At 47.5% G+C, this 26,639-nt stretch carries 30 protein-coding genes and 1 pseudogene; 6 read left to right on the top strand and 25 right to left on the bottom strand.

What is annotated here, in order from left to right:
* Positions 1-564 precede the first annotated feature (564 nt).
* From ACFQZT_RS00130 to ACFQZT_RS00160, 8 genes and pseudogenes are all read right to left on the bottom strand, one after another.
* A complete protein-coding gene (locus tag ACFQZT_RS00130) occupies positions 565-1,134 on the bottom strand; it encodes a manganese catalase family protein (RefSeq protein ID WP_379295322.1) in 570 nt (189 codons plus the stop codon).
* Between the two features lie 18 nt (positions 1,135-1,152).
* A complete protein-coding gene (locus ACFQZT_RS00135) occupies positions 1,153-1,419 on the bottom strand; it encodes a spore coat protein CotJB (protein ID WP_379295324.1) in 267 nt (88 codons plus the stop codon).
* Positions 1,416-1,643 carry a spore coat associated protein CotJA gene (locus tag ACFQZT_RS00140; protein ID WP_379295326.1) on the bottom strand — a complete coding sequence of 76 codons (228 nt, stop codon included), beginning with the start codon at positions 1,641-1,643 and terminating at the stop codon, positions 1,416-1,418. Before ACFQZT_RS00140 ends, ACFQZT_RS00135 begins: the two co-directional genes overlap by 4 nt.
* A 97-nt stretch (positions 1,644-1,740) precedes the next feature.
* Positions 1,741-1,890 (bottom strand): annotated as a pseudogene (locus tag ACFQZT_RS33985) (transposase); the annotation flags it as partial.
* Between the two features lie 76 nt (positions 1,891-1,966).
* A complete protein-coding gene (locus ACFQZT_RS00145; protein WP_379295328.1) occupies positions 1,967-2,356 on the bottom strand; it encodes an anthrone oxygenase family protein in 390 nt (129 codons plus the stop codon).
* Positions 2,357-2,442: 86 nt separating this feature from the next.
* The gene (locus tag ACFQZT_RS00150) at positions 2,443-3,285 is read right to left on the bottom strand and encodes an NAD(P)H-binding protein (protein ID WP_379295330.1); all 843 of its coding nucleotides are present in this window, start codon (positions 3,283-3,285) and stop codon (positions 2,443-2,445) included.
* A 56-nt stretch (positions 3,286-3,341) separates the two neighbouring features.
* Positions 3,342-3,770, bottom strand: a complete 429-nt coding sequence (locus ACFQZT_RS00155; protein ID WP_379295332.1) for a MarR family winged helix-turn-helix transcriptional regulator — start codon at positions 3,768-3,770, stop codon at positions 3,342-3,344.
* 88 nt (positions 3,771-3,858) lie between these two features.
* Positions 3,859-4,053, bottom strand: coding sequence for a hypothetical protein (locus ACFQZT_RS00160; RefSeq protein WP_379295334.1), 195 nt, complete (start codon positions 4,051-4,053; stop codon positions 3,859-3,861).
* 225 nt (positions 4,054-4,278) lie between these two features.
* Here ACFQZT_RS00160 and ACFQZT_RS00165 point away from each other — a divergent pair, with 225 nt between their 5' ends.
* Complete coding sequence (locus ACFQZT_RS00165; protein ID WP_379295336.1) at positions 4,279-4,713, top strand: MarR family winged helix-turn-helix transcriptional regulator; 435 nt, start codon at positions 4,279-4,281, stop codon at positions 4,711-4,713.
* Between the two features lie 28 nt (positions 4,714-4,741).
* Entirely contained in the window at positions 4,742-5,224 is a 483-nt protein-coding gene (locus tag ACFQZT_RS00170; protein ID WP_379295338.1) for an anthrone oxygenase family protein, read from the top strand.
* Positions 5,225-5,299: 75 nt separating this feature from the next.
* On the opposite strand, the gene ACFQZT_RS00175 is transcribed toward ACFQZT_RS00170, so the two are convergent.
* The 9 genes from ACFQZT_RS00175 to ACFQZT_RS00215 all read right to left on the bottom strand — a co-directional run bounded on the left by ACFQZT_RS00175 (position 5,300) and on the right by ACFQZT_RS00215 (position 16,233).
* Positions 5,300-6,001 (bottom strand): HAD family hydrolase, encoded by a 702-nt coding sequence (locus tag ACFQZT_RS00175; protein ID WP_379295340.1) that lies wholly within the window; start codon positions 5,999-6,001, stop codon positions 5,300-5,302.
* Positions 6,002-6,033: 32 nt separating this feature from the next.
* Positions 6,034-7,080 (bottom strand): sporulation integral membrane protein YtvI, encoded by a 1,047-nt coding sequence (gene ytvI / locus ACFQZT_RS00180; RefSeq protein WP_379295342.1) that lies wholly within the window; start codon positions 7,078-7,080, stop codon positions 6,034-6,036.
* A gap of 18 nt (positions 7,081-7,098) precedes the next feature.
* Entirely contained in the window at positions 7,099-8,433 is a 1,335-nt protein-coding gene (locus ACFQZT_RS00185) for a hemolysin family protein (RefSeq protein WP_379295344.1), read from the bottom strand.
* A gap of 28 nt (positions 8,434-8,461) precedes the next feature.
* Positions 8,462-9,589: a radical SAM/CxCxxxxC motif protein YfkAB gene (gene yfkAB / locus ACFQZT_RS00190; RefSeq protein ID WP_379295346.1), complete on the bottom strand. Its 1,128-nt coding sequence runs from the start codon at positions 9,587-9,589 to the stop codon at positions 8,462-8,464.
* Positions 9,590-9,727: 138 nt separating this feature from the next.
* Positions 9,728-11,950: an MMPL family transporter gene (locus ACFQZT_RS00195; RefSeq protein ID WP_379295348.1), complete on the bottom strand. Its 2,223-nt coding sequence runs from the start codon at positions 11,948-11,950 to the stop codon at positions 9,728-9,730.
* Positions 11,951-12,045: 95 nt separating this feature from the next.
* Positions 12,046-13,179: an HD-GYP domain-containing protein gene (locus ACFQZT_RS00200; protein ID WP_379295350.1), complete on the bottom strand. Its 1,134-nt coding sequence runs from the start codon at positions 13,177-13,179 to the stop codon at positions 12,046-12,048.
* Between the two features lie 112 nt (positions 13,180-13,291).
* The gene (locus ACFQZT_RS00205; protein WP_379295352.1) at positions 13,292-14,104 is read right to left on the bottom strand and encodes an undecaprenyl-diphosphate phosphatase; all 813 of its coding nucleotides are present in this window, start codon (positions 14,102-14,104) and stop codon (positions 13,292-13,294) included.
* Between the two features lie 102 nt (positions 14,105-14,206).
* Positions 14,207-15,673 (bottom strand): bifunctional metallophosphatase/5'-nucleotidase, encoded by a 1,467-nt coding sequence (locus tag ACFQZT_RS00210; RefSeq protein WP_379295354.1) that lies wholly within the window; start codon positions 15,671-15,673, stop codon positions 14,207-14,209.
* 89 nt (positions 15,674-15,762) lie between these two features.
* Positions 15,763-16,233, bottom strand: a complete 471-nt coding sequence (locus ACFQZT_RS00215) for a molybdopterin-dependent oxidoreductase (RefSeq protein ID WP_379295356.1) — start codon at positions 16,231-16,233, stop codon at positions 15,763-15,765.
* Between the two features lie 115 nt (positions 16,234-16,348).
* On the opposite strand from ACFQZT_RS00215, the gene ACFQZT_RS00220 reads away from it, so the two are divergent.
* The 3 genes from ACFQZT_RS00220 to ACFQZT_RS00230 all read left to right on the top strand — a co-directional run bounded on the left by ACFQZT_RS00220 (position 16,349) and on the right by ACFQZT_RS00230 (position 19,288).
* Complete coding sequence (locus ACFQZT_RS00220) at positions 16,349-17,050, top strand: molybdenum cofactor biosynthesis protein (RefSeq protein WP_379295358.1); 702 nt, start codon at positions 16,349-16,351, stop codon at positions 17,048-17,050.
* Between the two features lie 24 nt (positions 17,051-17,074).
* Positions 17,075-18,139 carry a ThiF family adenylyltransferase gene (locus tag ACFQZT_RS00225; protein WP_379295360.1) on the top strand — a complete coding sequence of 355 codons (1,065 nt, stop codon included), beginning with the start codon at positions 17,075-17,077 and terminating at the stop codon, positions 18,137-18,139.
* A gap of 102 nt (positions 18,140-18,241) precedes the next feature.
* A complete protein-coding gene (locus ACFQZT_RS00230; protein WP_379295362.1) occupies positions 18,242-19,288 on the top strand; it encodes an HD-GYP domain-containing protein in 1,047 nt (348 codons plus the stop codon).
* A gap of 2 nt (positions 19,289-19,290) precedes the next feature.
* Here the strand turns inward: ACFQZT_RS00230 and ACFQZT_RS00235 are convergent, their stop codons facing one another.
* From ACFQZT_RS00235 to ACFQZT_RS00260, 6 genes are all read right to left on the bottom strand, one after another.
* The gene (locus tag ACFQZT_RS00235) at positions 19,291-19,680 is read right to left on the bottom strand and encodes a DUF350 domain-containing protein (RefSeq protein ID WP_379295364.1); all 390 of its coding nucleotides are present in this window, start codon (positions 19,678-19,680) and stop codon (positions 19,291-19,293) included.
* A complete protein-coding gene (locus ACFQZT_RS00240) occupies positions 19,677-20,372 on the bottom strand; it encodes a signal peptide protein (protein WP_379295366.1) in 696 nt (231 codons plus the stop codon). Before ACFQZT_RS00240 ends, ACFQZT_RS00235 begins: the two co-directional genes overlap by 4 nt.
* Positions 20,369-21,565 carry a glutathionylspermidine synthase family protein gene (locus ACFQZT_RS00245; RefSeq protein WP_379295368.1) on the bottom strand — a complete coding sequence of 399 codons (1,197 nt, stop codon included), beginning with the start codon at positions 21,563-21,565 and terminating at the stop codon, positions 20,369-20,371. The genes ACFQZT_RS00240 and ACFQZT_RS00245 overlap by 4 nt, the downstream gene beginning before the upstream one ends.
* Before the next feature lie 3 nt (positions 21,566-21,568).
* Complete coding sequence (locus ACFQZT_RS00250; RefSeq protein WP_379295370.1) at positions 21,569-22,273, bottom strand: hypothetical protein; 705 nt, start codon at positions 22,271-22,273, stop codon at positions 21,569-21,571.
* Positions 22,270-22,491 (bottom strand): hypothetical protein, encoded by a 222-nt coding sequence (locus tag ACFQZT_RS00255; protein ID WP_379295372.1) that lies wholly within the window; start codon positions 22,489-22,491, stop codon positions 22,270-22,272. Before ACFQZT_RS00255 ends, ACFQZT_RS00250 begins: the two co-directional genes overlap by 4 nt.
* A 122-nt stretch (positions 22,492-22,613) precedes the next feature.
* On the bottom strand, positions 22,614-23,714 hold the full coding sequence (locus ACFQZT_RS00260) for a C40 family peptidase (RefSeq protein ID WP_379295374.1): 1,101 nt from the start codon (positions 23,712-23,714) through the stop codon (positions 22,614-22,616).
* Between the two features lie 183 nt (positions 23,715-23,897).
* Here ACFQZT_RS00260 and ACFQZT_RS00265 point away from each other — a divergent pair, with 183 nt between their 5' ends.
* A complete protein-coding gene (locus ACFQZT_RS00265; RefSeq protein WP_379295376.1) occupies positions 23,898-24,170 on the top strand; it encodes a hypothetical protein in 273 nt (90 codons plus the stop codon).
* Here ACFQZT_RS00265 and ACFQZT_RS00270 read toward each other — a convergent pair whose 3' ends face one another.
* Positions 24,171-24,674, bottom strand: a complete 504-nt coding sequence (locus ACFQZT_RS00270; protein WP_379295378.1) for a hypothetical protein — start codon at positions 24,672-24,674, stop codon at positions 24,171-24,173.
* A 554-nt stretch (positions 24,675-25,228) separates the two neighbouring features.
* Positions 25,229-26,626: a Fe-S cluster assembly protein SufB gene (sufB, locus tag ACFQZT_RS00275; RefSeq protein ID WP_379295380.1), complete on the bottom strand. Its 1,398-nt coding sequence runs from the start codon at positions 26,624-26,626 to the stop codon at positions 25,229-25,231.
* Positions 26,627-26,639 lie beyond the last annotated feature (13 nt).

Consider the following 26,639-nt stretch of genomic DNA (forward strand, 5'->3'; position numbering starts at 1 on the left):
GTTCGGAGGATGCCTAAAAATAGGGCAGGAAAGAACAAATGTCTGTAATTAAAGAACTTTTTTCGCTAATTATGGTAAATTGTTCTCTAACCTACCCATGGTAGGTAGCGTCCATTTTTTAGAGACTATAGAGTGCTTTATTTGCGAACAATGGGCCATAAGGAAAACGTCACTGGAGCTTGGAGCTTGCGTCGTAGATTCAAGGACGATCGATCGCTCTTCCACCCCACAAAGTGAAGTAAATCTCCGAGGCAAATTCCGTCCGCATCAAGCTTTAGCTCGATCGGCGTCTAAATTCACCGTTTAAAGCGGTCATACTTCCGGAATTGCTTCGATATGAATTTAGACAATACTTTGCAGGGAACCTGTCAATCACATGACAGCCTAAAAAAATTTTAACTTCCTTGCGGAATGAGATAAACCTCTATCGAGGTCTTTCGAAGATGAGCGACCGCTGAAAAAGGAGAGACTTTGAGCTGCACTCAAAGATCCCTATATTAGGTTTATTCGCCAAAAAGAATTTCGTTATCCGACTAAGTCGGAAACTTATAAATTCTTAAGTGGTCAAAAAACTTTCTTCGTCTCCCTATCCTCCTTCAGCATCTCCACCGCTTCTCTGAAGCGCATGGAGTGGACAATTTCCCTTTCACGCAAAAACTTCAAACCGTCCTGAAGATCGACATCATCGGTCATGTCAATCAACCATTGATACGTGGCCCTCGCTTTCTCCTCAGCGGCTATATCTTCATACAGGTCGGCAATTGGATCTCCTTTCGCTTGTATGTACGCAGCTGTCCAAGGGACGCCGGCCGCATTTTGATAAAAGACTGCTCTATCATGGCCGACATAATGATCACCCATTCCGGCGGCTTTGAGCTGGTCAACCGTGGCATCTTTAGTTAGCTTATAAACCATAGTAGCAATCATTTCCAAATGTGCGAATTCTTCGGTCCCAATGTCGGTCAATAGCCCAATCACCTTATCGGGTATTGAGTAGCGCTGATTTAAATAACGAAGCGCCGCAGCCAGTTCGCCGTCTGCCCCTCCGTACTGTTCCATAAGCAGTTTGGCCATTTGAGGATCGCATTTGCTGACGCGCACGGGATACTGCAGCTTTTTCTCGTATATCCACATTTGCTCTGCCTCCTCCTCTCACACTTGCCATGGCCAAGGGGGCTCGACCCACTGCCACGGTTGTTTGGTAAAACTGTGACCATTGGCCATCAGCGGGCCAAATTCCATTTCGAACTGATGGGCAAGATGCATTCGTTTATGAGCGAATTGATTATACTGCTGAATTGCGGCTAAATCATCCGGATGAGTGTCCAGGTATAAAGTCAATTCGATGAGGACGAAATCAACGGCTTGTAAATCGTAAAGCTGTGCGTAGTAGGAATCCGGCATGCCGGGATGACTCATATTCCACTCCCCCCTTCAACCGCTTTTGCCTCGTACGGTCCGAATAGAGCCGGCCAAAGAGTTCCAAACTTTAATGCTTCATAAGGGCTAAACTGCGGCAATCCTGGCGGCTGATAAACCATATATAAATGTGGCGGTGTATTATAAAATTTTTCACGAATCGGCGGACACGGATCAAACGGACTGATGTAAGGGTAATACACTTTGAACTGCGAATGATGCATACTGCTCCTCCTCTTCTTAAGTCTGATTGACTTCTGGCGCTACACAGAGGCCTATATGTTGGTTATATGCGTAACGACTTGACCAAAATCACTGTTTTCAAACATTTCCACATTGTAAGAAGGAGGGACAGGTGGCTACAATGAACTTAGCAGTAATGCGTTGGGTGTAGGCGTAGATGATCACTTTGGTAAGCATTTTAGGGTGATAGCTGTCACGTCCGCCTCCGGAGTAAGCAGAGTCAAAGATATCTTGCTGTTTACAAAAAATGAGAGGCTGTCCCAGTCTGATATTGACTTAAGGGGATAGCCTCTTTTGTTCTTCTTCAAGGATAACGGAGCGCAATGATAAACGATGCCAAAGCCCCAAGGGACGCGAGCGTCCGCACGTGGTTCCAAGCTGTCCAGCTGCCGAGGTAACGCGTCCATAAGTCGGCGCCTGCAGTGCTGCCGGGGTCAACCGCGGCCAGCGCGTCGTTCAGAGGCACGTTGAACGCAGCCGTCACCAGGAAACTGACGAGATAGAGCAAGCTGCCGACAAGCAAATACTTCGATTTGGCGTGGCTCCGTCTGGCGATGGAAATGATCGCCAGGACGATACTCGCCAGAGTCGTTCCGAAAAATACGGTGCCGAACCATACATTGAGCACGGCGACGTTGATGGACTGCATGGCGGCAATGCCTTGAGCCGCCGGAATGCGAGCGAGGGCGGTCATAACGAATGCCGAGAAGGCGAAGAACAATCCGGCAATCAGCCCGGAACCCAGTGCCGAGGCAAAGGTGAGCGTTGAGAGAAAGCGGCTCATGCTCTCGCACCTCCCCAGACACCGGTTGCGGCTGTGCGTTTCGCATAGTCGGCGAAATCTCGCGGCTCCCGGCCCAGAGCGCGCTGAACGCCATCCGTCAGATTGGCGTTACGGCCGTCCAGGACCTCGGTAAACAGGTAGGTCAACAGCGCCGTGACATCGGCCGGTACGCCTGCCTGCGCCAATCCGGACGTGAACTCTTCTACGGAGATCTGTACGTAGCGGACATCTTGACCGCTCGACTTGGCGATCTCAGCGATCGCTTCTGCGAACGTCAGCATGCGCGGGCCGGTCAGCTCGTAGAGCTGGCCGACATGGCCATCCTCGGTCAACGCCGCTACGGCGACATCCGCGATGTCATCGGCATCGATGAACGGCTCTCCCACATCCCCCACCGGGAGGGCGACCGTACCGCCGAGCACGGAATCGAGCAAAAAGTTTTCGCTGAAGTTTTGTGAAAACCAGCTCGCCCTCAGAATCGTCCAGTCAGCTCCCGATTCCCGCAGCGCCTGCTCGCTGCGCTGCGCCTCCTCTTCGCCCCGGCCGGATAGTAACACGAGCCGCTTAACCCCGTTTTTCACCGCCAGTCTGGCGAATGAACAGATCGCGTCGGCCGCCCCCGGCACTGCCAGATCCGGGTAATACGTGATGTATACCGCCTTCACATTTTGCAGTGCCGCTTCCCAGGTAGCCGGATTCTCCCAATCAAACGACAGGTCACCGGAACGGGAACCGATTCGAATCGGCAAGCCGCGCATCGTCATTCTTTCAGCCACACGGCGGCCGGTCTTGCCCGTACCGCCAAGAATCAAAAATTTTTCACCTGTATGGTTGTTCATATGAATCCTCCTCAAATTTTTTACTTTTTATTTGTTTGTGCATACAACTATTTGTTTTATGCTTTATTTTCTAATTGATCGCTTACTTTGTACAAATGCAAAGTTAACTCATCGCCTTCCTTCTCGCCCAATGTCGCGGAATATCGGCTGCGCAGGTTCATCCAACACTTGTTAATCGCTTCTTCCAACTCTTTGCCCTTATCCGTTGAGTAAATGAGTGACATCCGCCCCTCTACACGGTTATTAATCAGCCCTTTAACAACAAGCTTCTCAATGAGACGGGTAACTGTAGAAGGCTGGAGATGGAGAAGTTCGCCGATCTCTTTTTGCGAAATCCCTTCTTTTTCATACACAGTCATCAGCAAATAAGCATACGTTGGCGACAATCCGGTGATTGCGAACTCATCTTCGGCCATTTTGGTGATCACCCTGCTGAGCCGGTTTGCAGTGAAGTACAGGCACTCTTTTAAATAAAACTTAAGCACTTTTGCTGCATCCTTTCTGAAGAAAATTATTAATGTTGTTTGCACATACAACTGTATATAATTTCCAAGGCATTGTCAATACACAATTTCAGTATAGAGATGCCGGTATTGCGATTACCGCCCTCCCCCCTTCCAACGGCCATGCATTTGCATTTGTCGATTCCCCAAGCAGCAGCGCCGGGTCGAGGTAGTCGATCATCTGGTAAAGCTTGACCATAAGCGACATCGAGTTTTTGATAAAAATAAACACGTTATAATACGCAATTCCACCAACCGACCGCATAAAAAAGCGTGATCGCCGTAAGAACGGGCAGCGTAAGTACTTGTTCGAGATTATTATGCTGAATAGAGAAGCCTTTGTTGCTGTTTTGCCTCCAGCATGGATCCTGATCTGTCTGCATTCAGCATTCGGCTTTTGGACAATCACGAAAAAAGCACTTTACAAAATAAGGAAAAACAATTATATTTGTATGTGCAAACAACTTTTTGAATTATAATGGGAAATGGGGTGTTAACATTGCTGGATATCTATCTAAAAGAGTGTCTATACTTCACGGCAAATCGCCTTAGCAGGGTTATTACCAAGCTCGCGGAAGACGAATTTGCGGTAAGCGGAATGTCCCCAACCTTTGCTTTTTTATTGATGGCCGTGTACGAAAAAGAGGGGATTTCACAGAAAGAACTGGGTCGAATTCTTCATCTCCAACCCTCAACAGTGACAAGACTTATTGAAAAGCTAGTCGCCAAAAATTTACTGTATAACCGTGTGGAGGGCCGATTATCGCTTATATACGCAACGGATAGAGGCAAAGCAATGGAAGAAGTAATTAACGAGTGTTGGAATAATCTCAGACGACGTTACAATGCTATTTTGGGTGAAGAAAGTGACGACCTATCGCTTCAGTTATATGAGGTGAGCAACCAATTGGAAAAAATCGAATGATAATTCATTTAATGGGAGGTATAAATTCATGGGTAATGTGCTCTTTGGTTTGACGTTTGCTTCAGCGCTGGGCTCCGGTTTGGTCGCTGGATTGTTTTTTGCCTTTTCGAATTTCGTAATGCAAGCCCTCGCTCGCCTGCCGGTGGACCAAGGCATTGCTGCCATGCAGTCCATCAATATTACGGTGCTCAACCCTTTGTTTAGTTTGGTATTCATGGGAACAGCCTTGGCTTGCGTCATTCTGGGGATCGCCTCATTCTTTAAATTTGGCACCGTTAGCGCGATATATCTGCTTGCCGGCAGCTTACTCTATTTCGTCGGCTCTTTTCTCGTAACGATCATCTTTAATGTACCGCTCAATGACGCCTTAGCCGCTGTGTCCCCGGGCAGTTCCGAGGGAGCTAATCTGTGGACTCATTATCTTTCCAGTTGGGTAGCTTGGAATCATGTTCGGACTATTGCTTCTCTCGGGGCCTTGGCATCTTTTATCATCGCGCTTCGCCAATGGTGAAATTGATTGAATTTCATACAACAAACAAAGACCGCCAACTCCCTGAACGGATCTAGGGAGAGCGGTCTTTCCCAATCATTGTAGGATATCAATCAGTTCATGAAGCTTTGTAACGATAGCGAGCGGCTGGATATCAGCCTTTGGCGTTTTGCCGTATTTATTCAGCCATACTGCCTGCATACCGACTCGGATCGGCCCAGCGACATCCGCTTCCCAGGAATCCCCGACGAAAATGGTTTCTTCGGCCTTGACCTTGAAATGATCAAGCGCCAACTGATAAATGCGCGGATCGGGCTTTGCCATCCCCACCACATTTGAGATCCAAACTTGTTCGGATGGGAACAGCTCTTTTAGCCCAAGACGCTCTATTTTCCCGCCTTGCATATCGTGAGGACCATTCGTTATAATTCCGATCTGATATCGCCCCTTCAACCTATGCAATAACTCAATGACAGCGGGATCGGGTTGAAGGCTCTCAACGTATTGACGAACGAAATCCAGATTGAAAGCCTTGGCTTCCTCTTCCGTCATGATATGACGGTGATCGGCCAATGTCTCGATCAGCCTTCGATTGCGATAAGCTTCAACCGAGCAAATTCTTTGCTCATACAGGTAGTAAAGCTCATCGCTTTTCTTTTGGAAGGCCGTAAAGAAAGCTTCATTCTCATAACGTCCGGTCACCGGATGTTCGGCAAACATTCGTTTCAATACAACGTTCCAAGTGGTTGAGAAATCAAATAATGTATCGTCCAGATCAAATAAGATCAGCTTCGTCATTTACTTCCACACCCTAATCTCCGTACTTTCGGTCAATCCATCTTAATACTAAGCTTGAGCAAACCGGCTTTACGCATCGCTTGATAAATAATGACAACAAGTGGCCCTAAGAACAAGCCCATGAGCCCCATCAGTTCGAAGCCTACATATAAGCTGATTAAAGCCGCTAATGCATTGATCCCCACAGCGTCGCTGAGCACTTTAGGCTCAACGATACGCCGGAAAATCGTTAAAACGAGAAACAACACCAGCAAGCCGATCCCTAATGCCGTATGACCGACTAGCAGTTGATAGGTGAACCAGGGGATGAAGACGAGTCCGGTACCGACAATAGGCACAAACTCCATCACCATGACCAGCAATGAAATGGCAAGCGGGTACTCGGCCCGCAAAACCAATAAACCGATGAACGTAACCAAATAGGTCAAAACCGCCATGATAAGCTGCGCACGGATAAATCCGAAAATCGCTCCCCTCAGGTTCACAAGCACATTCTCCATCTTTCCTTTGGATTGCTCCTCGAACATTGAAAGGAATGCAACTTTCAGCTTCGGCAAGCTGAACATGAACAAATAAAGAGCGATAACGAAAACGATCAGCCAGATGAACATATTCGGAATTTTACCCGCTACATTAATGAAAAATCCGGAAATGCCGCTAAACACATCTGTCAGCGCTCCCGTTAAGGTAGCGGTACCGTGCTCCAGCCAGGTTTGAACCTGTGGCGCCATTTCCGGTGGCAAAGATTCATAAAATCCTTGCGTACGCGTCACGGCCTGATCGACATACTTATTCACTTCTTCCATGTAGTTCGGCGCTTTGCGTCCCAGATCAATCAATTCCGTGACGACGTTCAATCCGATAAAATAGAACAGTGTAAGGGTCAGCAGTGTAAAAAGGGTACTTACAACCGTAGCCGCGGTCATTCGATTTACTCTAATCCCTCGCATAAGGAGTACTGTAATCGGATCAAGGAATATAGCCATGACCAAGGCCAAAGAGAAGGGGAGCCCTACGGTAAACAGTTCATACAAAAGCAGCAGTCCAAAAACCATGATCACAACGGTCTTCAAAGACATGGATGGGAACTCCTTCGCTTATTCGTTTTCAGGCTTCACCGCGGTGTTTTTTGTAATATGTATGCGCAAAATACGCAGTCTATCCACTTCGGAAACTTCGAAAATATGGGAACCGAACTCTACCTTTTTCCCCTTTATCGGCGCACCTTCCAGCTTCTTAAACAACCAGCCGCCGATCGAATCCACATCATCGTCTTCAATGTCCAAATCCAGCAGATCGTTCAAATCTTCGATGAGTACACGCCCGTCAACGGATGTATATTTGTCCTTCACCTCAACGCCCGGTCGCTCATCGATATCAAATTCATCGTGCAGCTCCCCGACAATCTCCTCCAAAATATCCTCAAGCGTCAGAAGTCCCGCAGTTCCGCCATATTCGTCGATGACGATAGCCAGTTGAGAATGCTTTTTCTGCATAAGCTTCAGGACACGGCTGACTTCCATGGACTCGGGAACGTTCAGGATCGGGCGAATAAACGTCTGAAGATCCTGTTCTTCATCCGGATCCGCCGTCAGCAAATCGGCAATATGCACAAAGCCGACGATGTTATCCTTATCTTCCACGCCGACCGGGTAACGGGTATGTTTCGTTTCATGCACCATTCGCAAATTGTCAATAAAACTCAAGTCCAGAAACAAGCAATCCATATCGGTACGGGGCAGCATCACTTCGCGGGCAATCCGTTCTGAAAACTCGAAAATATTATCAAAAAGAACCATCTCATCCTGATCGATGTGACCGCTTTTCACGCTCTCGTCCATCAGAATGCGAATTTCTTCCTCCGTATGTGCAGCTTCATGCTCACTTGCCGGCTCAACGCCGATCCAGCGCAAGAATGTGTTAGCCGCACCGTTCAGCAGCCAGATGATCGGACGAAATATTTTATAGAAGAAAAGCAGAGGCGCCGAGAGCCATAGAGAGGTTAATTCGGCTTTTTGAATCGCGAATGACTTCGGTGCCAATTCTCCCAATACGATGTGCATGAAAGTAATAAAGCCGAACGATACGATAAAGGATAGCGTATCGGTAAATACGGAAGGCTCAATGTGCAGCGTATGCAGCAGCGGCTGGATGATCAGTTCTGAAACAGCCGGCTCTCCGACCCAACCTAGACCCAGAGAGGCAAGTGTAATGCCAAGCTGAGTAGAGGATAAATATGTATCCAATTGAGACGTAACGGTCATTGCGTATTTCGCTTTAACGCTGCCTTCGTTCAGAAGCTGTTGAATGCGGGATTGCCGCACTTTCACAAGCGCGAATTCGGCAGCGACGAAGAAACCGTTCAGCAGTACCAACACAATGACCAATATCAGGTTAAGCACGATGGAACCGAGATCAAATGTAGTATGCAATTGCGTAAGTCTCCTTCAATAATAAGGATTAAATGATAGCTTTACGGCTTTTGAAATCAACTGTTCTATAATACGAATCCGCTACAAGGAGGTTTGGTCCGCAGCATGCGGCTTCACTGCAGAAGCAATTTACGCGTAAGTTCAGCGGATTGTTTTCCCATCGGGCAAAAATCGTATCAAGATCATCCTGATGCACATTACCAAGAGGCGGTTCATTCGCAAAATCCGTCACATACACGTCTCCGGTGAACGAACTGATATTCAAGCGGTTTCGTCCATCCGGATCATTGCGAACCGTCACATTTGGTTCCATACGAAGCCTTCTAACAAGATCACGATCTTCTTGGTCCTCGTTGCAGGCGAAGAACGGAAGCGTACCGAACAGCATCCACATGTCCTTGTTCCGGCTATCCAGCAAACGGTGAATACTGTCCCGAAGCTGAGGGAGTGTAACCATCGGCAGATGTGAAGCGAACGAGCTGGCATACATCGGATGGACCTCATGACGCATACAGCCCATTTCTTGGATTAATTTATGTATGCCGGTTAATTTTTCATAGGTTCTCGTATTAATCATAGACTCCGCAGATATGTATAAGCCGCCTTTACTAAGGGCGATCGTATTCTCTATCATTCGCTCGTACATGCGGGCCGCGGTGTCGTAACTAACCGGATGATGGCTATTGACGAAACCGACTTGATGGAAATCGTCCGCATTTAAATAATTAAATGAGATATGCATGACGTCCAGGTAAGGAGCAAGCAGCTCGTATCTCGCCAAATCCAGCGTCAAATTAGAGTTGATCTGCGTTCGGACGCCGCGTTCCCGCGCATATTTTAGAATCGGCAGCATATAGTCTTGTACAGTCTTCAGATGATAAGACGGTTCGCCGCCGGTTAAACTGAGGGTCTCCAAATGTTCGACTTGATCAAGTTTGCGCAAAATCAGATCAAGCGGCAGTCTCGGCCCTTCCGTCATCGTTAAGGAGTCGCCCACCGCACAGTGTTCGCACCGCATATTGCAAAGATTCGTAATCGTAAGTTCTACGCTTGTTAATACATGTTTCCCGTACTTTCGATAGGACCTGATCGGATCCCAAGGATCATACTGGGGAGATAGCTCCGGCAAAACGGAGCGAGTTTCATTCATTTTCATGCTGTTCACACCTGACCTATCTTCTATTCATGCCTATACCTATGCCCTATATTGTAACTTATGATTAGTAAAAAAGGAAACCAGCCCCAAAGGTAGAATACAGTGTTTCCGGCATTCCACCCTCCGCTTCGACTTTCCTTAACGGGAATCGGGCCGCGTTTCAGGTCGCTGCCGCAGCCATCGCGGCGCCCACCAGTTGGCCTCTCCCAGCAGCTTCATCAGAGCCGGTACAAGCATAACGCGAATAACGGTCGCATCAATCAGAACAGCAAGTCCGAGTCCGAGACCAAGCGCCTTCATAATTTCAATATCCGTGAAAATGAAAGACCCGACGACCACAACCAAAATAAACGCCGCGCTCGTGATTAAGCTGCCTGTTTTCTTGAGTCCTTCCGCTGTGCTTCGATCGTTATCTCCGCTTGCTTCGTATTCTTCCATGATCCGGGAGATCAGAAATACTTCATAATCCATTGAAATTCCGAACACTACGCAAAAAATAATGACAGGCAGCGTAGCGCTCACATAACCAATAGAAGTAATGTGCAAGGTATCGGCCAAATGACCGTACTGGAAGACCAGAACAACAAGCCCCAGACTTGCTCCCAAACTGAGCATATTCATGAGCACAGCCTTGAGCGGAAGCAAGATGGATCGAAAGGCAATAAGCAACACGATATACGTAATGCCCAGAACAAATGTCAGCACTTGCGGGATTTGATTCTGAATGCGATCGATGATGTCGAGTCGATACGCCGGGCCTCCAGTGACAGAGATGTCCAAGCCTTCACGATCCAAGCTGCGAAGTGTCCGGACCAATTCATCCGTAACCGGATCATCCGGATCTTTCTCCGGTATGACGACCATAAGCGCCGTATGATCTTTGGCCAACTTGCCGGCTTCGATTGGAGCTCGTCCTTGAGGATTCTTCAGTATCGCAGCAAGCTCAGCATCGGAATGACCGCCTAACGAACGAACATAGCTCTGCACCTCTTTAACGCCTGCCACGCCGGCAACCCGTTCACCGTAAGCACGTACCTGACGGATGGCTTGCTCCTCCCAAACCTCTGAATTCGTATGGATAACGATTTGAATCGGCCCTGACATTCTTGCATCGTAGGCCTGTTTCATTAGATCCGAACCGTATCTGGATTCGTAGGCCGGAGGCAGAACTTCTGCATTTGGCACACTTAGTTTCATATGGCGAACGGGCATCATGACCAGCAATAGCACTCCGCCTACGACAATAACCAGAACAAGCGGGCGTTTCATTACGCCGTAAGCCATTCGTTCCCAGAAGCGAGAGCCTTCCTTATTACGGAAACGCCGGGGAACAACTTGCAAAGAATTGATACGGGTTCCCAATATTCCCAAGAGTGAGAGCAGCATTGTATTCGCAACGATAACTGAAATCGTTACCACGATGACCCCGCCCAAACAAAGCGATCGGAAAAAGGTTAAATTCACAAACATCATGCCTAGTAAACCGATTAAAACCGCAATCCCGGAGAAAAATATCGACTTGCCCGCAGTCTGACACGTCATCGCTACCGCTTCAGCCACATTCGGCTGGCGCTTAAGCTCCTCACGAAAACGGCTGACGAGAAATAACGCATAATCGATGCCCACAGCTAATCCCAACATCGTAACCATGTTGGGGAGAAAATTGGACAACGACTGGTGCTGCGCAATAAAATAGGTGATTCCCAGCGTAAGTGTAACACTCATCAGTCCGACGATCATCGGCAATAACGCCGCAACTAAAGTACCGAACACAATCAAAAGCACGACAAGCGCAATCGGCAGCCCGATCGCTTCGGATTTGGCGATATCCCGCTTGCTTGCCACTTGCATATCATACAAAATGGCCGGTCCGCCGCTGACATACACCTTCATCCCCTCCGGCGGATGTACGCGTTCCTTGATTTCCGGGTATTTTGTAAGTGCCGGGTCTGTATCTAAGTTTAAAGCCACAACAACGGCCTGGACGTCCTGATGCCCCTGGTTGCGCGTAGTTGCAACGAATCTGACACTATCTACATAGGGCAATTTCTTCAATTCAGCCAGTGAATTCATGATGGCTTCTTGTTGTTTCACTGTTGTCAAATCGAGGTCTTGGCTTTTGTAAACCAGATCGAGCAGGGTTGAAGGCATGCCCAATTCATCGCGCAGCTGCAGTAAACCCCGGTCGGATTCGCTGCCTTTCGGCGTAAATCCGTTATCTTTTAACATCTCGGGCGTTTTCTGAGCGAATAGCGCAAAGCTGAGGAGTAAGATGACGCCGATAGCAAGCACAAGCCACCGGAATCGATGCATGGCATATCCCCAACGCCAGAAGCCCCCTTTGACCGCAGTTTCTCTCACATGAATCCCCCTTTTTTCAGCCACGCCTAAAGTTTGCATCTACAAAAAGAACCTGGTTTCCCAGGTTCTTACGTTTTTGCTACCATTATTTTGTCTCAAAACAACATCGGTATGCTTAAATCCGGTAAAACGTCGCCCACTTTGATTTCTCCTACCTCGGAAATGAGCACAGAGAGCTTCGTTGACAGATCAATTTCATAAGGTTCTTTTAGTTCTTCCCCTGCTTCATTTTGCAGAATACGCACTACGGGCCGCTGTGGGATAGCCATGTTTAATTGGGATACGATTCCTGACTCTCCTGTATTCAACGTAACGGTAATACCAAGCGGATAGATGGCAATTTTATCCCGAAACAAAGCGATCTGACTTTGATCATACATGGTACCTGAACCCGTAAATAATTGCTCCATCGCTTCATGAGGCAATAATGGTCTCCGGTATACTCGAGTTGTTGTCATAGCGTCATAAGAGTCTACAAGCCCAATCCAACGGGCGAATTCGTTAATCTCCGAACCGGGGATGCCGCGAGGATACCCGCTTCCATTCATTCTTTCATGATGCTGAAGCGCACAGTGCGCCGACAATAGCGGAATATTCGGTTCATCCTTGAGAATTTGAAAACCATAAGTCGTATGTAGTTTCATCTCTTGGAATTCTTCTTCCGTCAGTTGGGATGGTTTCCGTAAAATACCTAGTGGAACCTTCGTTTTCCCGATGTCATGAAGAAGCGCTCCGAGACCGAGCGTTTCCAGATTTTCACGGCTATACCCGAAACTTATTCCAAGCATTGTCGCATATATACTGACATTGACCGAATGCTGGAACAAGTAGTTGTCCTTGCTATTCATGTTATTGAGCATCACCATGGCCCCTTGATGGGCACTAAGATCGTCAATGATCATCTTCATGACATCGCGGAAATTCCGTCCGATATCGTAATAACCGACGGCACCGCGTTTATTCGAATCCTCCATCACTTTGCGAAACGTGTTACGGATTTCAATTACTGCCCTGTTACGCGTTTCGTCCTGAATCGGATCCTCCTGAATAATATCGTCCGTTCTTGAATCTGCGATATATATGTAATCAACGCCATAACTAAAAAGCCGATCGATCAGCCTTTGGGAGAGTTCTACGTCAACGGCGAGCAGTACCATACCATCATCGTTGTATATATTTTTGGCCAGCCGCATTCCAGGTTGACACATGTTGATCGGCATCAAACGCATTTGGTGTATCCCCCGTTTAGGTGAGGTATTTTCTTTATAAATGTAATAGATTTCACAAAAAAGTTCAACACAAAAAACCGCATCTTTCGACGCGGTTCGAGGTTTTTCATAGCTAGCTTAACAGCATATATAAGGCAAAGACGATAGCTACTGCGAATCGGTAGTAGGCAAAATAGGTTAGCTTCAATCGTTGTACCAGTTTAATGAAAGTTACTACTGCAAGGAGCGCCACGATAAAGGCTACAATGAAGCCTACTGCAAAAAAAGGAAAATCGTGGGAGGATAGCGCATGGTAGTTTTTCAAGAAATAAATCCCGGAAGCGCCGAACATAATCGGAATCGCCATGATAAAGGTAAAATCCGCAGAAGCTGCGCGGCTTACGCCTGAGAGCATACCGCCGGCAATCGTCGATCCCGAACGGGAAAATCCCGGCCAGATGGATACCAGCTGCCATAATCCGATATAGAATGCTTGTCGATAGGTCAAATCGTCCATGACCGTAACGCTCGGTTGCTCTTTTTTCTTCTCCGCAATAATCATCAAGATCCCGCCGAGTACCAACCCGGCTATTACCGTAACGGAGTTAAATAAATATTCGTCCACGTACTTATTAAAAGCCACACCAATGACGCCTGCTGGAATAATACCGATAAGAATATGCAGGAGGTTGAGTTTCTTGCCGGATCTGCTTTCGCTTTTCCGTTTCACGAGGCCAAACAACGATAAGATGCGTTTCCAGTAGATGACGACAACCGCCATAATGGCACCCAACTGAATGACAAAATCAAAAGTTTTCATGACTTCGTCATTTTGTGTATTCAGCAAACTTTGCGCCAAAATCATATGCCCTGTCGAGGATACCGGTAAAAACTCGGTCAGCCCCTCCACAATGCCGATAATGACCGCTTCAAAAATAGTATGCATGTTCTCCCCCTATAAATAGAGTTATTTGGTTGACTCCTGTCCAATTATTTATTCTACATGTATCTCTGTATATCTGACAATACCTTCGACAAAGGTCGTCATTCAGGTTCGCTTTTCATCATTATTTTCAAGATTTACATCGATATAACGTAATTCGCTTGCGTTTTGAATGGCTCCCTCATCCTGCAGCTGTACCGCCAGTACGTCTCGAATAAATTCAGGCAGCATGTATTCCACGTTCGTTCCTTGCCCCAGGGACATGTAGCCGGATCCAAAGGTAAACATATCGATCGTACCGACCACATACTCCCGGTCGGGGAGCAAAGGCTCATCGCCTACGGTGACGGCGACGATGCGTTCGTAAGGCGGGCGGGAGCTGTCCACCTCGACGCGGATGCCGTCGACGTTCAGTACGCCCAGCACCTCGCCCCGGAAGCCGAACCCGCGGATCGGCTTCTCCATAAATTCGCCGAGCTGCGACTCTTCGAGCGCTCTCCGCAGATGAGCCCCGCTAAGCCGCAGGCGGCAGGGGTTGATCGGTCCCGGGCAGATTTCGAGTAATCTGCCCCGTGTCAGGCGGCCCTCCTTCAGTCCCTGAAGGAGCTGGCCGCTGTTGACCAGCCCGATCTCGGCGCTGGTCCAGCGGCGAATCCCTGCGGCAAGCAAGTTGCCGAGCGGGGATTCGCCATACCAATCGAGGCGCAGCGGCTGCCGCAGCCTCGCCACCTCTGTGTCCAGCGCCGCCGCGCTGGACTGGCGGTAGTGCTCCAGCAGCCGGGCGACGCTGCTGTCTTCAGGCGCGCCGGCCATCGGGACGACGCGGCCGGTGACCGCTGCGACCCGGCGCTGCGCCGGGTCGTACGCGAGCTCGACGCGGCCGACGTATTGTCCGAACTTGCCGGCCGCGCAAATATAGGTGCCGTTGAGCAGGAGCGGCTCCTCCAGTATATGATGCGTATGTCCGCCCAGAATGAGGTCGATGCCGTCCACCTCCTCCGCCATACGCTGGTCCATGCGTAAGCCAAGGTGTGACATCACGATGATCACATCGACATCAGGACGAAGCTTCTGCGCATATTGGTTAACGGCTTCCAGCGGATCCGTGACATGCCAGCCCAGCAATTCATAGTAATCGGGATAAGAAGCCGTTACACCGATCAGACCGATCTTCAGCCCTGCCTTTTCAACGATCAGCCAGGGGTGCATCCAGTCCGGCGTTTGCCCCGAGGACATTTCATAAATATTACTTCCAATAATAGGGAATTTCGCATGTTCATGAAAAACCGAACGAAGCATTTCAGGAGTAAAGGTTAACCCTTCATTATTGCCCACGACCATCGCTTCATAGCCGGTTGCGTTCATAATGCTCAAGTTAGCAATCGCGCGCGTGCCTTCCGTTTCCGGACGCATCCGATCCATATGATCGCCAATATCCAGCGTCAGAACCTGATCGTCTGGCAGCGAAGCGCGAACGCTATGGATATAGCCGCTGATTTTGGGCATTTGTTCAAAATGACTATGGATGTCATTCGTATGCAGAATGACGACGCGCTGCAGATCATCGGACATCCCCTTCACCTCCTAAGCGGTTTCCGTAAGGATAGCTTGCATCGTAAGCATATCTATGCATGTCTATTTTTATGCAGCAAAGGTCTCGCTCATTTCTTGAATTTCATCTCATCCAGCGATACTTTGTTTTTGAACCCGTAAGTAGCTTCGTTTCCAAGTTTGTTGTCATGAAGGAACCACATTTTTACGACGCTTTTAACATTCAGACATTCGCTGCTGCCGTCCGGCACATAGAGCCGAATCGGATAGCCTTTCTTTAATTCCTTCCCCTCTTGGGCATAAAGAAATAAGGCTTGATCGACCTGAGACCAAGGCAGTGTTGCTTGAAACTCGTCAATAGCCTCTACTCTGACGTGCGTCGGTTCGGGTGCATCCTCGGCGTTATGCTGCTGCTTCCAGCTTGAATACCAATTCTTCAAATCAAAGGCTTTGCCTTGTACGTCCGGCACACGTTCTTCTAACGGTAACAGTTGTTTGGCAACTGCAACCATACTGGTTACGGTAAATGCCTCGTTCGTTATATGCGGGTCTGACACTTGAATGTGGATGCCAGTATTCATGCCCCTCGAATCCCCTTTCTTCTCTTCAAAAACGCTTCCCCCATTATACCATCTTCCTGCCGAAATATGATATGCTGAAGGGGATTCCAACTTACAAACAGACAGGGGCTTAGCCATGAGATTACATATCCAATTATTTGCAGGACTCGTGGACCTGCTCGAGACTTCAGTCCTCTCTTTTAACATAGAGCAAGATTCTATTACTGTTGAACAACTGAAACTGTTAATAAGTGAACGGTATCCCCACGTTTCAGCTCAGCTTCAGCCTTGTTTTGTCGCTAAAAACCAAGCTTACGCGCACGATGAAGAAGTCGTCACGGAAAATGACGAACTTGCGCTTATTCCTCCTGTATCGGGCGGACAGCCATCCAATTATGAGATCACATACGACAAGATCGATGTTACCGTGGTTACATCCAAAGTCAACCATCCCAATCACGGCGCTTCACTTGCTTTCATTGGAACAACGAGAGAAATGACGTTTGGACAACGCACCGTCCTGCTTGAATACGAAGCTTACGTGCCCATGGCGCTAAAAACAATGGCAGCCATCGGCGAAGAAATCGATCAGAGATGGCCTGGTACGCTTTGTGCCATTACCCATCGATTAGGTCCTGTCGCGATAGCGGAAGCGAGCGTCGTTATTGCCGTATCCTCACCTCACCGTGCCGACTGCTACGAAGCCAGCCGCTATGCGATCGAACGATTAAAACAGACAGTTCCCATTTGGAAAAAAGAAATATGGGAGGACGGCTCGGAGTGGAAAGGCAGCCAAACAGGGCCCTGGAATCCCCTTCAAGCACCTGAGACGAAGTAACATCGGATGGAGATGAGAGAGAGAATGGAACTACATGTTGATCAAGAACTGCATGGGGATGTCGATCCTCGATATTCCAGGCAAACCCTTTTTTCACCCATCGGCGTGGAAGGACAGCGCAAGCTGAATGCGAGCAAAGTTGCCATTGTCGGTATGGGAGCCCTAGGCACCGTATTGGCGAACCACATGGTTCGCGCCGGCGTCGGCTATGTCCGTTTGATTGATCGCGACTTCGTCGAAGCCAGCAATCTACAACGGCAAATGCTCTACGATGAAGACGACGCCACAAACTCAACACCCAAAGCCGTCGCTGCAGCCAACCGTCTTCGCCTTGTTAATTCACTCGTGACTATTGATTCGCACGTTACCGATCTGAATCCGACGAACGCGGAGCAATTGCTTGGCGGAGTAGATCTAATACTTGATGGGACCGATAATTTTTCTGTCCGTTTTCTGATTAATGATGTCAGCAATAAACTTGGCATACCATGGATTTATGGCGGTGCGGTCGCTTCCAGAGGCGTTTCATTAACGATTATTCCCGGGCAAACGCCGTGTCTGCGTTGTTTATTTACGCAAGCGCCAGCAGCCGGTACGACGGAAACCTGCGATACGGCTGGAGTGATTGGCGGAATTATTCACGTTGTGGCTTCATTTCAAGCGACCGAAGCTCTTAAAATCCTCGTCGGCGAGGAAAAAAATCTCAATCTCAAGATGCAGCAATGGGATTTATGGTTTAATCAAAACTCGGCGATCAGCGTTGCGGGTGCACGGAAAGCAGATTGTCCGGCTTGCGGATTGCAGCATTACGAGTACTTGGATACCTTATTGGACAACGATACCATTCAGACACTGTGCGGGCGCAATTCCGTTCAAATTCATCCCGTCCATACCTCCGCATTGTCGCTCGATGATTGGGAAGAACGCTTGAAACCGCTGGGACCAACGGAGAAGAACCGCTTTCTTTTAAAATTTCAAGCAAGCTCTGAGCTTCAACTCGTCATCTTTCCGGACGGCCGCGTACTCGTTCAAGGGACTGATGATTTAACGCAGGCCAAAAGCCTGTACAGCCGATATATCGGGATGTAACCTTCCAAAACTAGTTCTGAACGCTCATTGCCAATACCTGCCATCAGCTGATACTATAACTATGTACCTACTCCGATATATAGGACTTGGAAAGGATTCCATATGCTCATACATGTTCTTCAGCTAGCAGTCGGTGATAGACTTATTTCGGATACCTACAATTCTGTAGGACTTCATCTTTTATCATCCGGTACGGTAGTGGATGCCAACGATATTATTATGCTTAATCGTCATCAAATCGAATATGTGGATGTCATGCCTAGAGGAAATGAAGCTGCAGACACGGATGAGCCTGTTCGCGATCCTGTTAGCGCCGAACAAGCTCATTCTTTCCTTCTTGCCATTGACGGAATTAAACAATTATTTAAAGCTACGGCAGCAGGTGAAACCATTGCCGGTAACGATGTTGAATCCGCTTTCAATCCTTTGATTCAAAACTTTCAGGATGAAAAAGATGTTGTGTCCATGCTCCTTTCCTTGAACAGTCATGACGATTACACCTACCAACATAGCGTACAGGTGGGCATGCTTTCTTACTATATCGCCAAATGGATGGGCAAAAGCGAGAAGGAATCGCGTCTCATTGGACAAGCAGGATACTTGCACGATATCGGCAAAAGCAAAGTGGACCAGAGCATTCTGCAAAAACCGGGAAAGCTCACGAACGATGAGTTTAACGAGGTCAAGAAGCATACCATTTACGGTTATGAAATCATACGGGATTCTTTGCAGGACAACGCACTTGCTCTTGTCGCGCTTCAGCATCATGAGCGTTTGGATGGCAGCGGCTACCCTCTCCGGAGAACCAAAACCGAGATTCATTCCTATTCGACCATTGTTGCGGTAGCGGATGTATACAGCGCAATGATTTCCAACCGGGTTTACCAGCAAAAACGCGATCTGCTTTTCGTCCTTAAAGAGCTTCATCTTTTAAGCTTCGGTCAACTGGATCCAAAGATTACGCAAGTGTTCATCCGCAATATGATCCCGAACTTTATTGGCAAAAGAGTATCGCTGAGCGACGGAAGGACCGGTACGATTATCATGACCAATCCTTCTGACTTCTTCAAGCCTCTCATTAAAATTAAAAACGATTTCATAGACTTATCCCAGCTCAAAAATGTAGAGATTTCGGCCATTACGATGTAAGCTTAGACAATCAAACTGCCAATGGTTAAGGCCATTCCAATGTATACAGCGGCTAACAAAGTACCTACAGCAACATTACCTTGTTTTAATTGATCGGAGAGACGTACGCCTGGTGTCAACCAATCGAAAACCCAGTACACTGCGATTAAGCATACATAACCGACAGCGAACCACAGACTCATATGCCAAATGGAGGAATTCGTATACGCGGCAATGGCGAGCACGATTGCAGTAGCAACAAATTTGCCTCCCATGGTAATTCCGACTGCTACATTGCCGTTATTGATTTCCTCCATATCCCGGTAGGGCGTCATTAAGCTAAACACGTACATACCTGCGAATTGAAGCAATACAATAACTAACAAGCTGATTAATACATTCACGACAATCACTCTGCCCACCCCCGAAATTTCGCCATCGTTTGATCATAATTGCTATAATCATGAACTTCCTCGATGACAACCTGAACCTGCTTCTTATCTTTGAACTTCTCATACCGCTCTTCCGCTAACGGCTGTTTAATTTTTTGCCCTGTCGGCAAATCCGCTACGGCAAAATATCGGTATTTCCCATCCAACTCCGTTTTATAAACACCCACCAAATTCACTTCGGTTTTAATTTCCGTTTTCAACTCCGCTAAATCTTTGTCAGCGTCCTCTTTGTTTTTGAACGTTTTGATCGGTTTCCATTGCGAGAGGGTCACATCGTTCTTCCCTTGGCCGTCCGTTTTCATCGTGGCGTTCATATAGCTCAGGACCCAAACTTGGTCACCGGTAGCAAAATTTTGATCATTTGAAATTCGTTCGTTATTAGGCAGCAGGATCATATCGCCGTCCAGCAAATCACCCACTTTAGCTTCCTGTACCTGATAATCCCATGGAACATCGCTGCTGCTTAAATCAGAACTTATTGTCGTCAAATTGGTTCCATTGCCCGAATAACTACCCGTTCCGCCACTGCTGTTTACTGCCGAGTTCCCCGATATAACCGCCGGCTTCTTATCCGCTGCACTGCTAATGGCCCAAATGATACCGATCACGATGACAAAACCGGCTGCCATTAGCCAAAAACGTTCTTGTTTCAAGATGATTTCACTCCTATCGCCACAAAATGGCTAGAATTCCCTGTAATGATCCCGCCTGCTCGCCCTAATAAGCCGCATGGCTCCCCGTTCAAGACGAAAAGACCGGTTAAGAAATGCATCTCTCCATTCGCAAATTGAAGCTTAGGCAAATCGGCTCGTTGCTGAAAGATTCGATTGAAAAATACACTCGTATCAAAACCAGCCTCGTCCTTTACTTCAAGTTCACCCTTTTCGTTATAAAGCTCAACGGAGCCACCCTCTCTACCGAACATGGACTTAGAAACATAATCCCGTTCCAGGACAGGCGTATAGTAGGTAGGGAGCATGTAGCGCTCTATTGCATGATGCTCTTCAATTGTAAAAAAGCTACTAAATCTCTCATGTAAATTCCAAATGATTGCTTGCAGGCCCTTTGATTGCAAAATAACCGCATGGAGCGGATTAAATAACTCCACATAACCCTCTTCAATCGAATAGGCGAACGCTTCGCCTCCGTCATCGATTCCCATCCATTCTTTCGGATATAAGGCGAACATCCTTTTAATCGTTCTTTGCTCGCCGACCCGTACAACGCCTTCGTCTATCCATAAATCGAGGCAATCTATGCAGGTAATGTCTCTTTCGCTATGCGCAACCAATGCGTCTATGGTGCCCGTATCTTCGGCATGCCTGCCATATGCGGTGCATGCTGCATAATCCGGCGCTTCTACTTCCCATGCACGGCGTATCCTTTCCTTCATTGCACGGTTCGGAGATTCCACATCAAACTGTTCACAGAGCCATGGCGTCGCGATTGATGCCTCCACATAACCTGTCGGCGTATCTGCGTTCAGCTCCAGCATTTTGATACTACCTTCTTGATTCACGGCAAAATCAAACCGCGCATACCTGCTGATGAATCCGGGAGCATTCATCTCCAATCGATCGAGCCCATCCCAGAGCACTTCGGGAATCGATAACTGTGCATAGACATCTCTGCGTCCCTGCACGAAGCGCGCGGCTTTATCAAAAATCGTCCACAACATGGCCGCGGCAGCCTGCAATTCATCATAAGTCGCTTGTTCCATAACAACAAGCTGGTCAATCCAATAGGACTCATCGCCCAGATCCGCCCATGTGAATCCGAGCTCGGTTAATTGCCGAACACGTTCCTCTCGGTTCTTTGAAGGTATTCCAATGACCTCATACACCATGATTTAACCACCCGAACTGGAGCTGGAAGAGGAGCTGAATCCGCTCGACTTGCCGCCAATACTCCCGCTCGAAGTTGAAGTGGATTTTGAGCTGGAGCTGGAACCGGAGCTTATACTTGAACTGCTGCTTGAAGAACTTCTTGAAGTGCCTGTTGTTGTGCTCGCAGACGATTTGTTGGTAGTAAAGCTGCCCGTACCGCTTGATGTAGTCGGAGACTTTGTCACGGATCGATTGGAAAATGAAGTCCCTTGATACGTTTTGGTGACATAAGGTGTGTTGGATCGATATTGATAAGAGGGATGACTGCTCACCCAACTGCTCGAAGAATAAGGACTTCCTGAATTAAAAATTAGATGATATAAGAGCAAATCATCCCAGCCGAATCCACCGCCATATCCGTGATTTACGATTATGGGTGCAGTGCCCCCTCCGGTACTAACTGAGCTAGTTCCTGATGTCGGTGTCTGTGAAGGGGATGGCGATGCCATCCCTTCTTTTTCTGCAGCTTGAATCGGCAGGCTCCAATCAACTTCAGGATTGAAATATGTTTTCACCTCTTCTGATGACCATTCAACCAGCTTTGGAACACCTGCAGACGGCGAACTGCTCGGGCTCGTGTTCTCAGCAAAACCAAGAGGAATTAGTAAAAGTTGGCTTGCTATGATGATCCCGAGTGAAGCCGATAAGACTTTTAGCGGTCGTTTCAATGTCCGCTCCCTCCCCCGTGACCTCCGGCGGTAATGAGGAGCAATTCAAAAACGTTTTCGTCCAAATTCAGTCTTCCTTCGATCATTTCATATTCATTCCCGCCCACGAGTACATAGTTAGCTGCATCAAGTGCCATTATAAGCTTCTCATCCCACGGACGTTCACTAATTTTCCGCAATTGTCCGTCAGCCATCTTTTCCATTAAAACGATATTCATGGTCTTGCCTCCTTCATCATTCCAACTATACATATGTAAAACGCACCAGACGGTGTTTTGTTTCAAATTTAATAAAAAAAGCCTATCGCTTGGATAGACTTTCGCTTTGAAGCTATATGAAGTTAGGAGACAATCCTTCTGGCACTCAGAAAATTTCTTTTCCAATAGGGTTTATCAATGTTCGTAATTCGTACGACGGGAGGCAATGCATTCAGCATCTGCATGTTACCGATATATATGCCCACATGCCCAACGGTATTGTTGCTTTTAAATCTGCCTGGCACTCTAAAAAATAACAGATCCCCCTTACGCAAGTTATTACGACTTACGAGCGTACCCATCGATGCTTGCTGACGAGCAACCCTAGGAAGGCTGACTCCATATTTGCCGAAGAGATATTGAGTATAGGTAGAACAGTCGAATTTGCCTGTTTGGGGATAAGGGCCCGTGCCAAATACGTATGGAACGCCAAGGTATTGCTTCCCTTTGCTGATGAGCCCGTTCACATCAATGTTTTTCAATACAGGCATATCTTCTTCTCTTGCACTTGGCGACCAAACCTGCAAATCATCTGTGTTTGAGCTTCTACCCGAAACCGGGTTCACTGTTCCTTCCCCGCCTTTGAACGGATCGGTTGGATCGTTGCCGAAATTAAGCTCAGCCGTCATGCCGTTTGGGTCGGGATCATCCTCATTTTCAATCGTCATGATTGAAGACGGGTGAATGAGTAGCTGCCCATCCTTTAAGCTATACGCCATATCTTCCTGGAACAGATCGGCCAAAGCTGAAGTTGGAATATAAGCGGTATCCCCTTCTTTGACAAACGGCTGCTTGACCTGGATTTCATGGCCTTCCTTGCTAGCTTTGGTTGAGTTCATGATTAATTCATAGTTTGCATCGTTGTCTCCGATCTTTAACTTATCATTATCCCATCCGGATTGAAACTTTAGAATTCGAATGAGATCGTTAGCCGAGACATAATTGATGTTCCCTATCGCTTTTACAGGTAAAACTGCATTGTCTGTACTCAGCATGTTTATGCCTTGCCCATCATGAGCCATGCTATGTGTCAAATTGCTGCCGCTAATCCCTTGCTGCTGTACAGAAGGCGTTGCTGTTGGCGCCGAACTTTTGGGAATGGCTTGGTTGCTTCCACACCCTGCCGTTGTTGCCAGGATTACGACCATACTTCCCATTGCTGTAGCTTTTAACTTATTCCACATGGATTCTCTTCTCCTTTGAGGACGTGTTATTATCCTTCTTAGAGTGAGACAAGTATGTTACAAATATGCATTCCGATGTGGATATAATCTACTCATGGCTCCTTTAGTTCATTCGTCTTTTAGTAGCTCAATATGTTATGATTGCTTATAAAATATAACTCAAATAAGGGTGGTTGAACTCGTATGATTAACAATCTAAAGCCCTCAGTTTTACCGCTTTATGCCATCATTTTCGGGTTAGTCGCTGTGTTTCTAAATTTATTTTTAATCCCTATTCCTATTGGGTTTCTTTTTGGGGTTACAGCATTTATCTGCGGATTCATCAGCTATATTCGCTATGGAAAATGGTACGGATTTCTTTTGTCATTGATTTCATTTTTGCTGATCCTGCTCTGGATTTGCAGTATCGTAGTCCCGATTTGGGTAGACCCTACCTTACAAATTAAATGGAAATAATTAAGATTTAAATAAACCGATGACCCACTTCGCAAAGTCGAGCGTTATCGGGATCAAGCCAAATCCGTGATTCCCTATGGCTACAAGTCCATATACGGTTTCGCCAATACCAACGACACCTAATGCCGTTTTACCTATGGCAACCACCCCTAATACAAGCTGTCCAATCGCAACGGCTCCAGCCGAGAACCAGCTCGAAATCGCCACTGCTCCACCGGCTATATAAGTGGCCATGGCAACAGCCCCAAGTGAGAGCAACCAACTTATCGCTACAGCGCCAACAGAGAATATGCCGATACTCACTGCTCCGATTGAAACAATGCCGATGGCGATATCGCCGACAGCGATGAGTCCAACAGCTACTCGACTTGAACCCAATCTTTTGCCACCTCCGGTACGGATATTAATAATGGGCATCGAAGGAGATGGCCATTGGTAATCAATCTCCCGCATATTCCAGCCTCGACTCTCCCACATGCCATTGAACCATCTTTCGCTTCCCATTTCGTTCCCTCGCTTCTAAGCCATCTTATTTCCGGCGTTCTTTAGTTAAGCATAGCATGACTGCCAGGCTTGCAAAACAGTCTTAGGAAGGCTTGGAACTCGGTCTCAGGACGGATACAAAGTTATCCAGTGGTCCCCTCAGATAAACCTGTCCGATGGCCATGTCCTTATCTAAAGCCGTACGTTTAGGAACGAACTTGTCTTTTTTCAATCCGCCATCTTCTCGTCTGCAAAGATAAAAAATATCGTTAGAGCCACGATTGCAGTATCCCCACATGTCTGTTACGATGATAACCATCTTTTCAGCTTCGCTAAGCATACACAACTGCTTTTTTTCTCGTCTATAAGCATCAAAAACATCGTTAGAGACACGACTTCATTTCCCCCTCGCCACTGTAACGATGGAAAACATCTTTCCAGGTGTGCACTTGCTGTTTGTTGTTGTGCCCTTTGCAAAGTGAACCCATGATCCCTTGAATAAGCGTTTTAGTACGTTTGGCCCCTACACGAAAAAAACAAGACCCCTAGGAGGAGTCTTGTCGCTAACTTGCCTATTAACCGATGGAGCCTTCCATCTCGAACTTAATCAGACGGTTCATCTCAACGGCATATTCCATTGGAAGTTCTTTAGTAAATGGCTCGATAAAGCCCATAACGATCATTTGAGTCGCTTCAGCTTCAGTCAGACCACGGCTCATGAGGTAGAACAACTGATCCTCAGATACTTTGGATACTGTCGCTTCGTGTTCCAGCGTAATGTTATCGTTCATGATTTCGTTGTAAGGAATAGTATCGGAAGTTGACTCGTTATCCAAAATCAAAGTATCACATTTGATATTTGCTTTGGAACCTTGGGAGTTGCGTCCAAAGGAAGCCAAACCACGGTACGTTACTTTGCCGCCATGCTTCGAAATCGATTTGGATACGATTGTAGATGTCGTGTCCGGCGCCAGATGCGTCATCTTCGCACCTGCGTCTTGATGCTGTCCTTTACCCGCTACCGCGATGGAAAGAACCATACCTTTAGCGCCGCGGCCTTTGAGTACAACAGCCGGGTATTTCATCGTCAGCTTGGAACCGATGTTGCCATCGACCCATTCCATTGTTGCATTCTCTTCTGCAACCGCACGTTTGGTAACGAGGTTGTAGATGTTAGGCGCCCAGTTTTGGATCGTTGTATAACGGGCGCGGGAGTTTTTCTTACAAACGATCTCAACGACCGCACTGTGCAAGGAGTTCGTGCTGTAGATCGGAGCAGTACAGCCCTCTACGTAGTGCACGAAGCTGTCTTCGTCAGTGATAATAAGCGTACGCTCGAATTGACCCATGTTCTCGGAATTAATGCGGAAATACGCTTGCAGCGGAATTTCGCATTTTACGCCTTTTGGTACGTAGATAAAGGATCCGCCGGACCATACGGCACTGTTTAACGCAGCGAATTTGTTATCGCTTGGTGGAATAACTGTTCCGAAATATTCCTTGAACAGCTCAGGGTACTCGCGAAGCGCCGTGTCGGTATCCGTAAAGATAACGCCTTGGTCTTCGAGTTCCTTTTGCATGCTATGATAAACAACTTCGGACTCGTACTGCGCGGATACACCGGCGAGAAACTTTTGCTCCGCTTCCGGAATACCGAGCTTGTCGAATGTTTCTTTAATTTCCGTAGGAACTTCTTCCCATGTTTTACCTTGCTTCTCGGATGGTTTTACATAGTACTGGATATCGTTGAAATCCAGATCGTCCATGTTACCGCCCCAGCGCGGCATAGGCATTTTGAAAAACTGCTCCAGAGACTTCAGACGGAATTCAAGCATCCAATCCGGTTCGCCTTTCATTCTGGAAATTTCCTCTACGATCTCACGAGTCAAGCCTTTTCCGGACTGGAACACTGCTTTGTGTTCGTCCCTAAAGCCATATTTGTAATCCTCAAGATCGGGCATTTGTTTGGCCATGGTTGATTCCTCC

It is taken from the genome of Paenibacillus sp. GCM10027628 (assembly GCF_042676385.1).
Taxonomy (GTDB): Bacteria; Bacillota; Bacilli; order Paenibacillales; family NBRC-103111; genus Paenibacillus_E.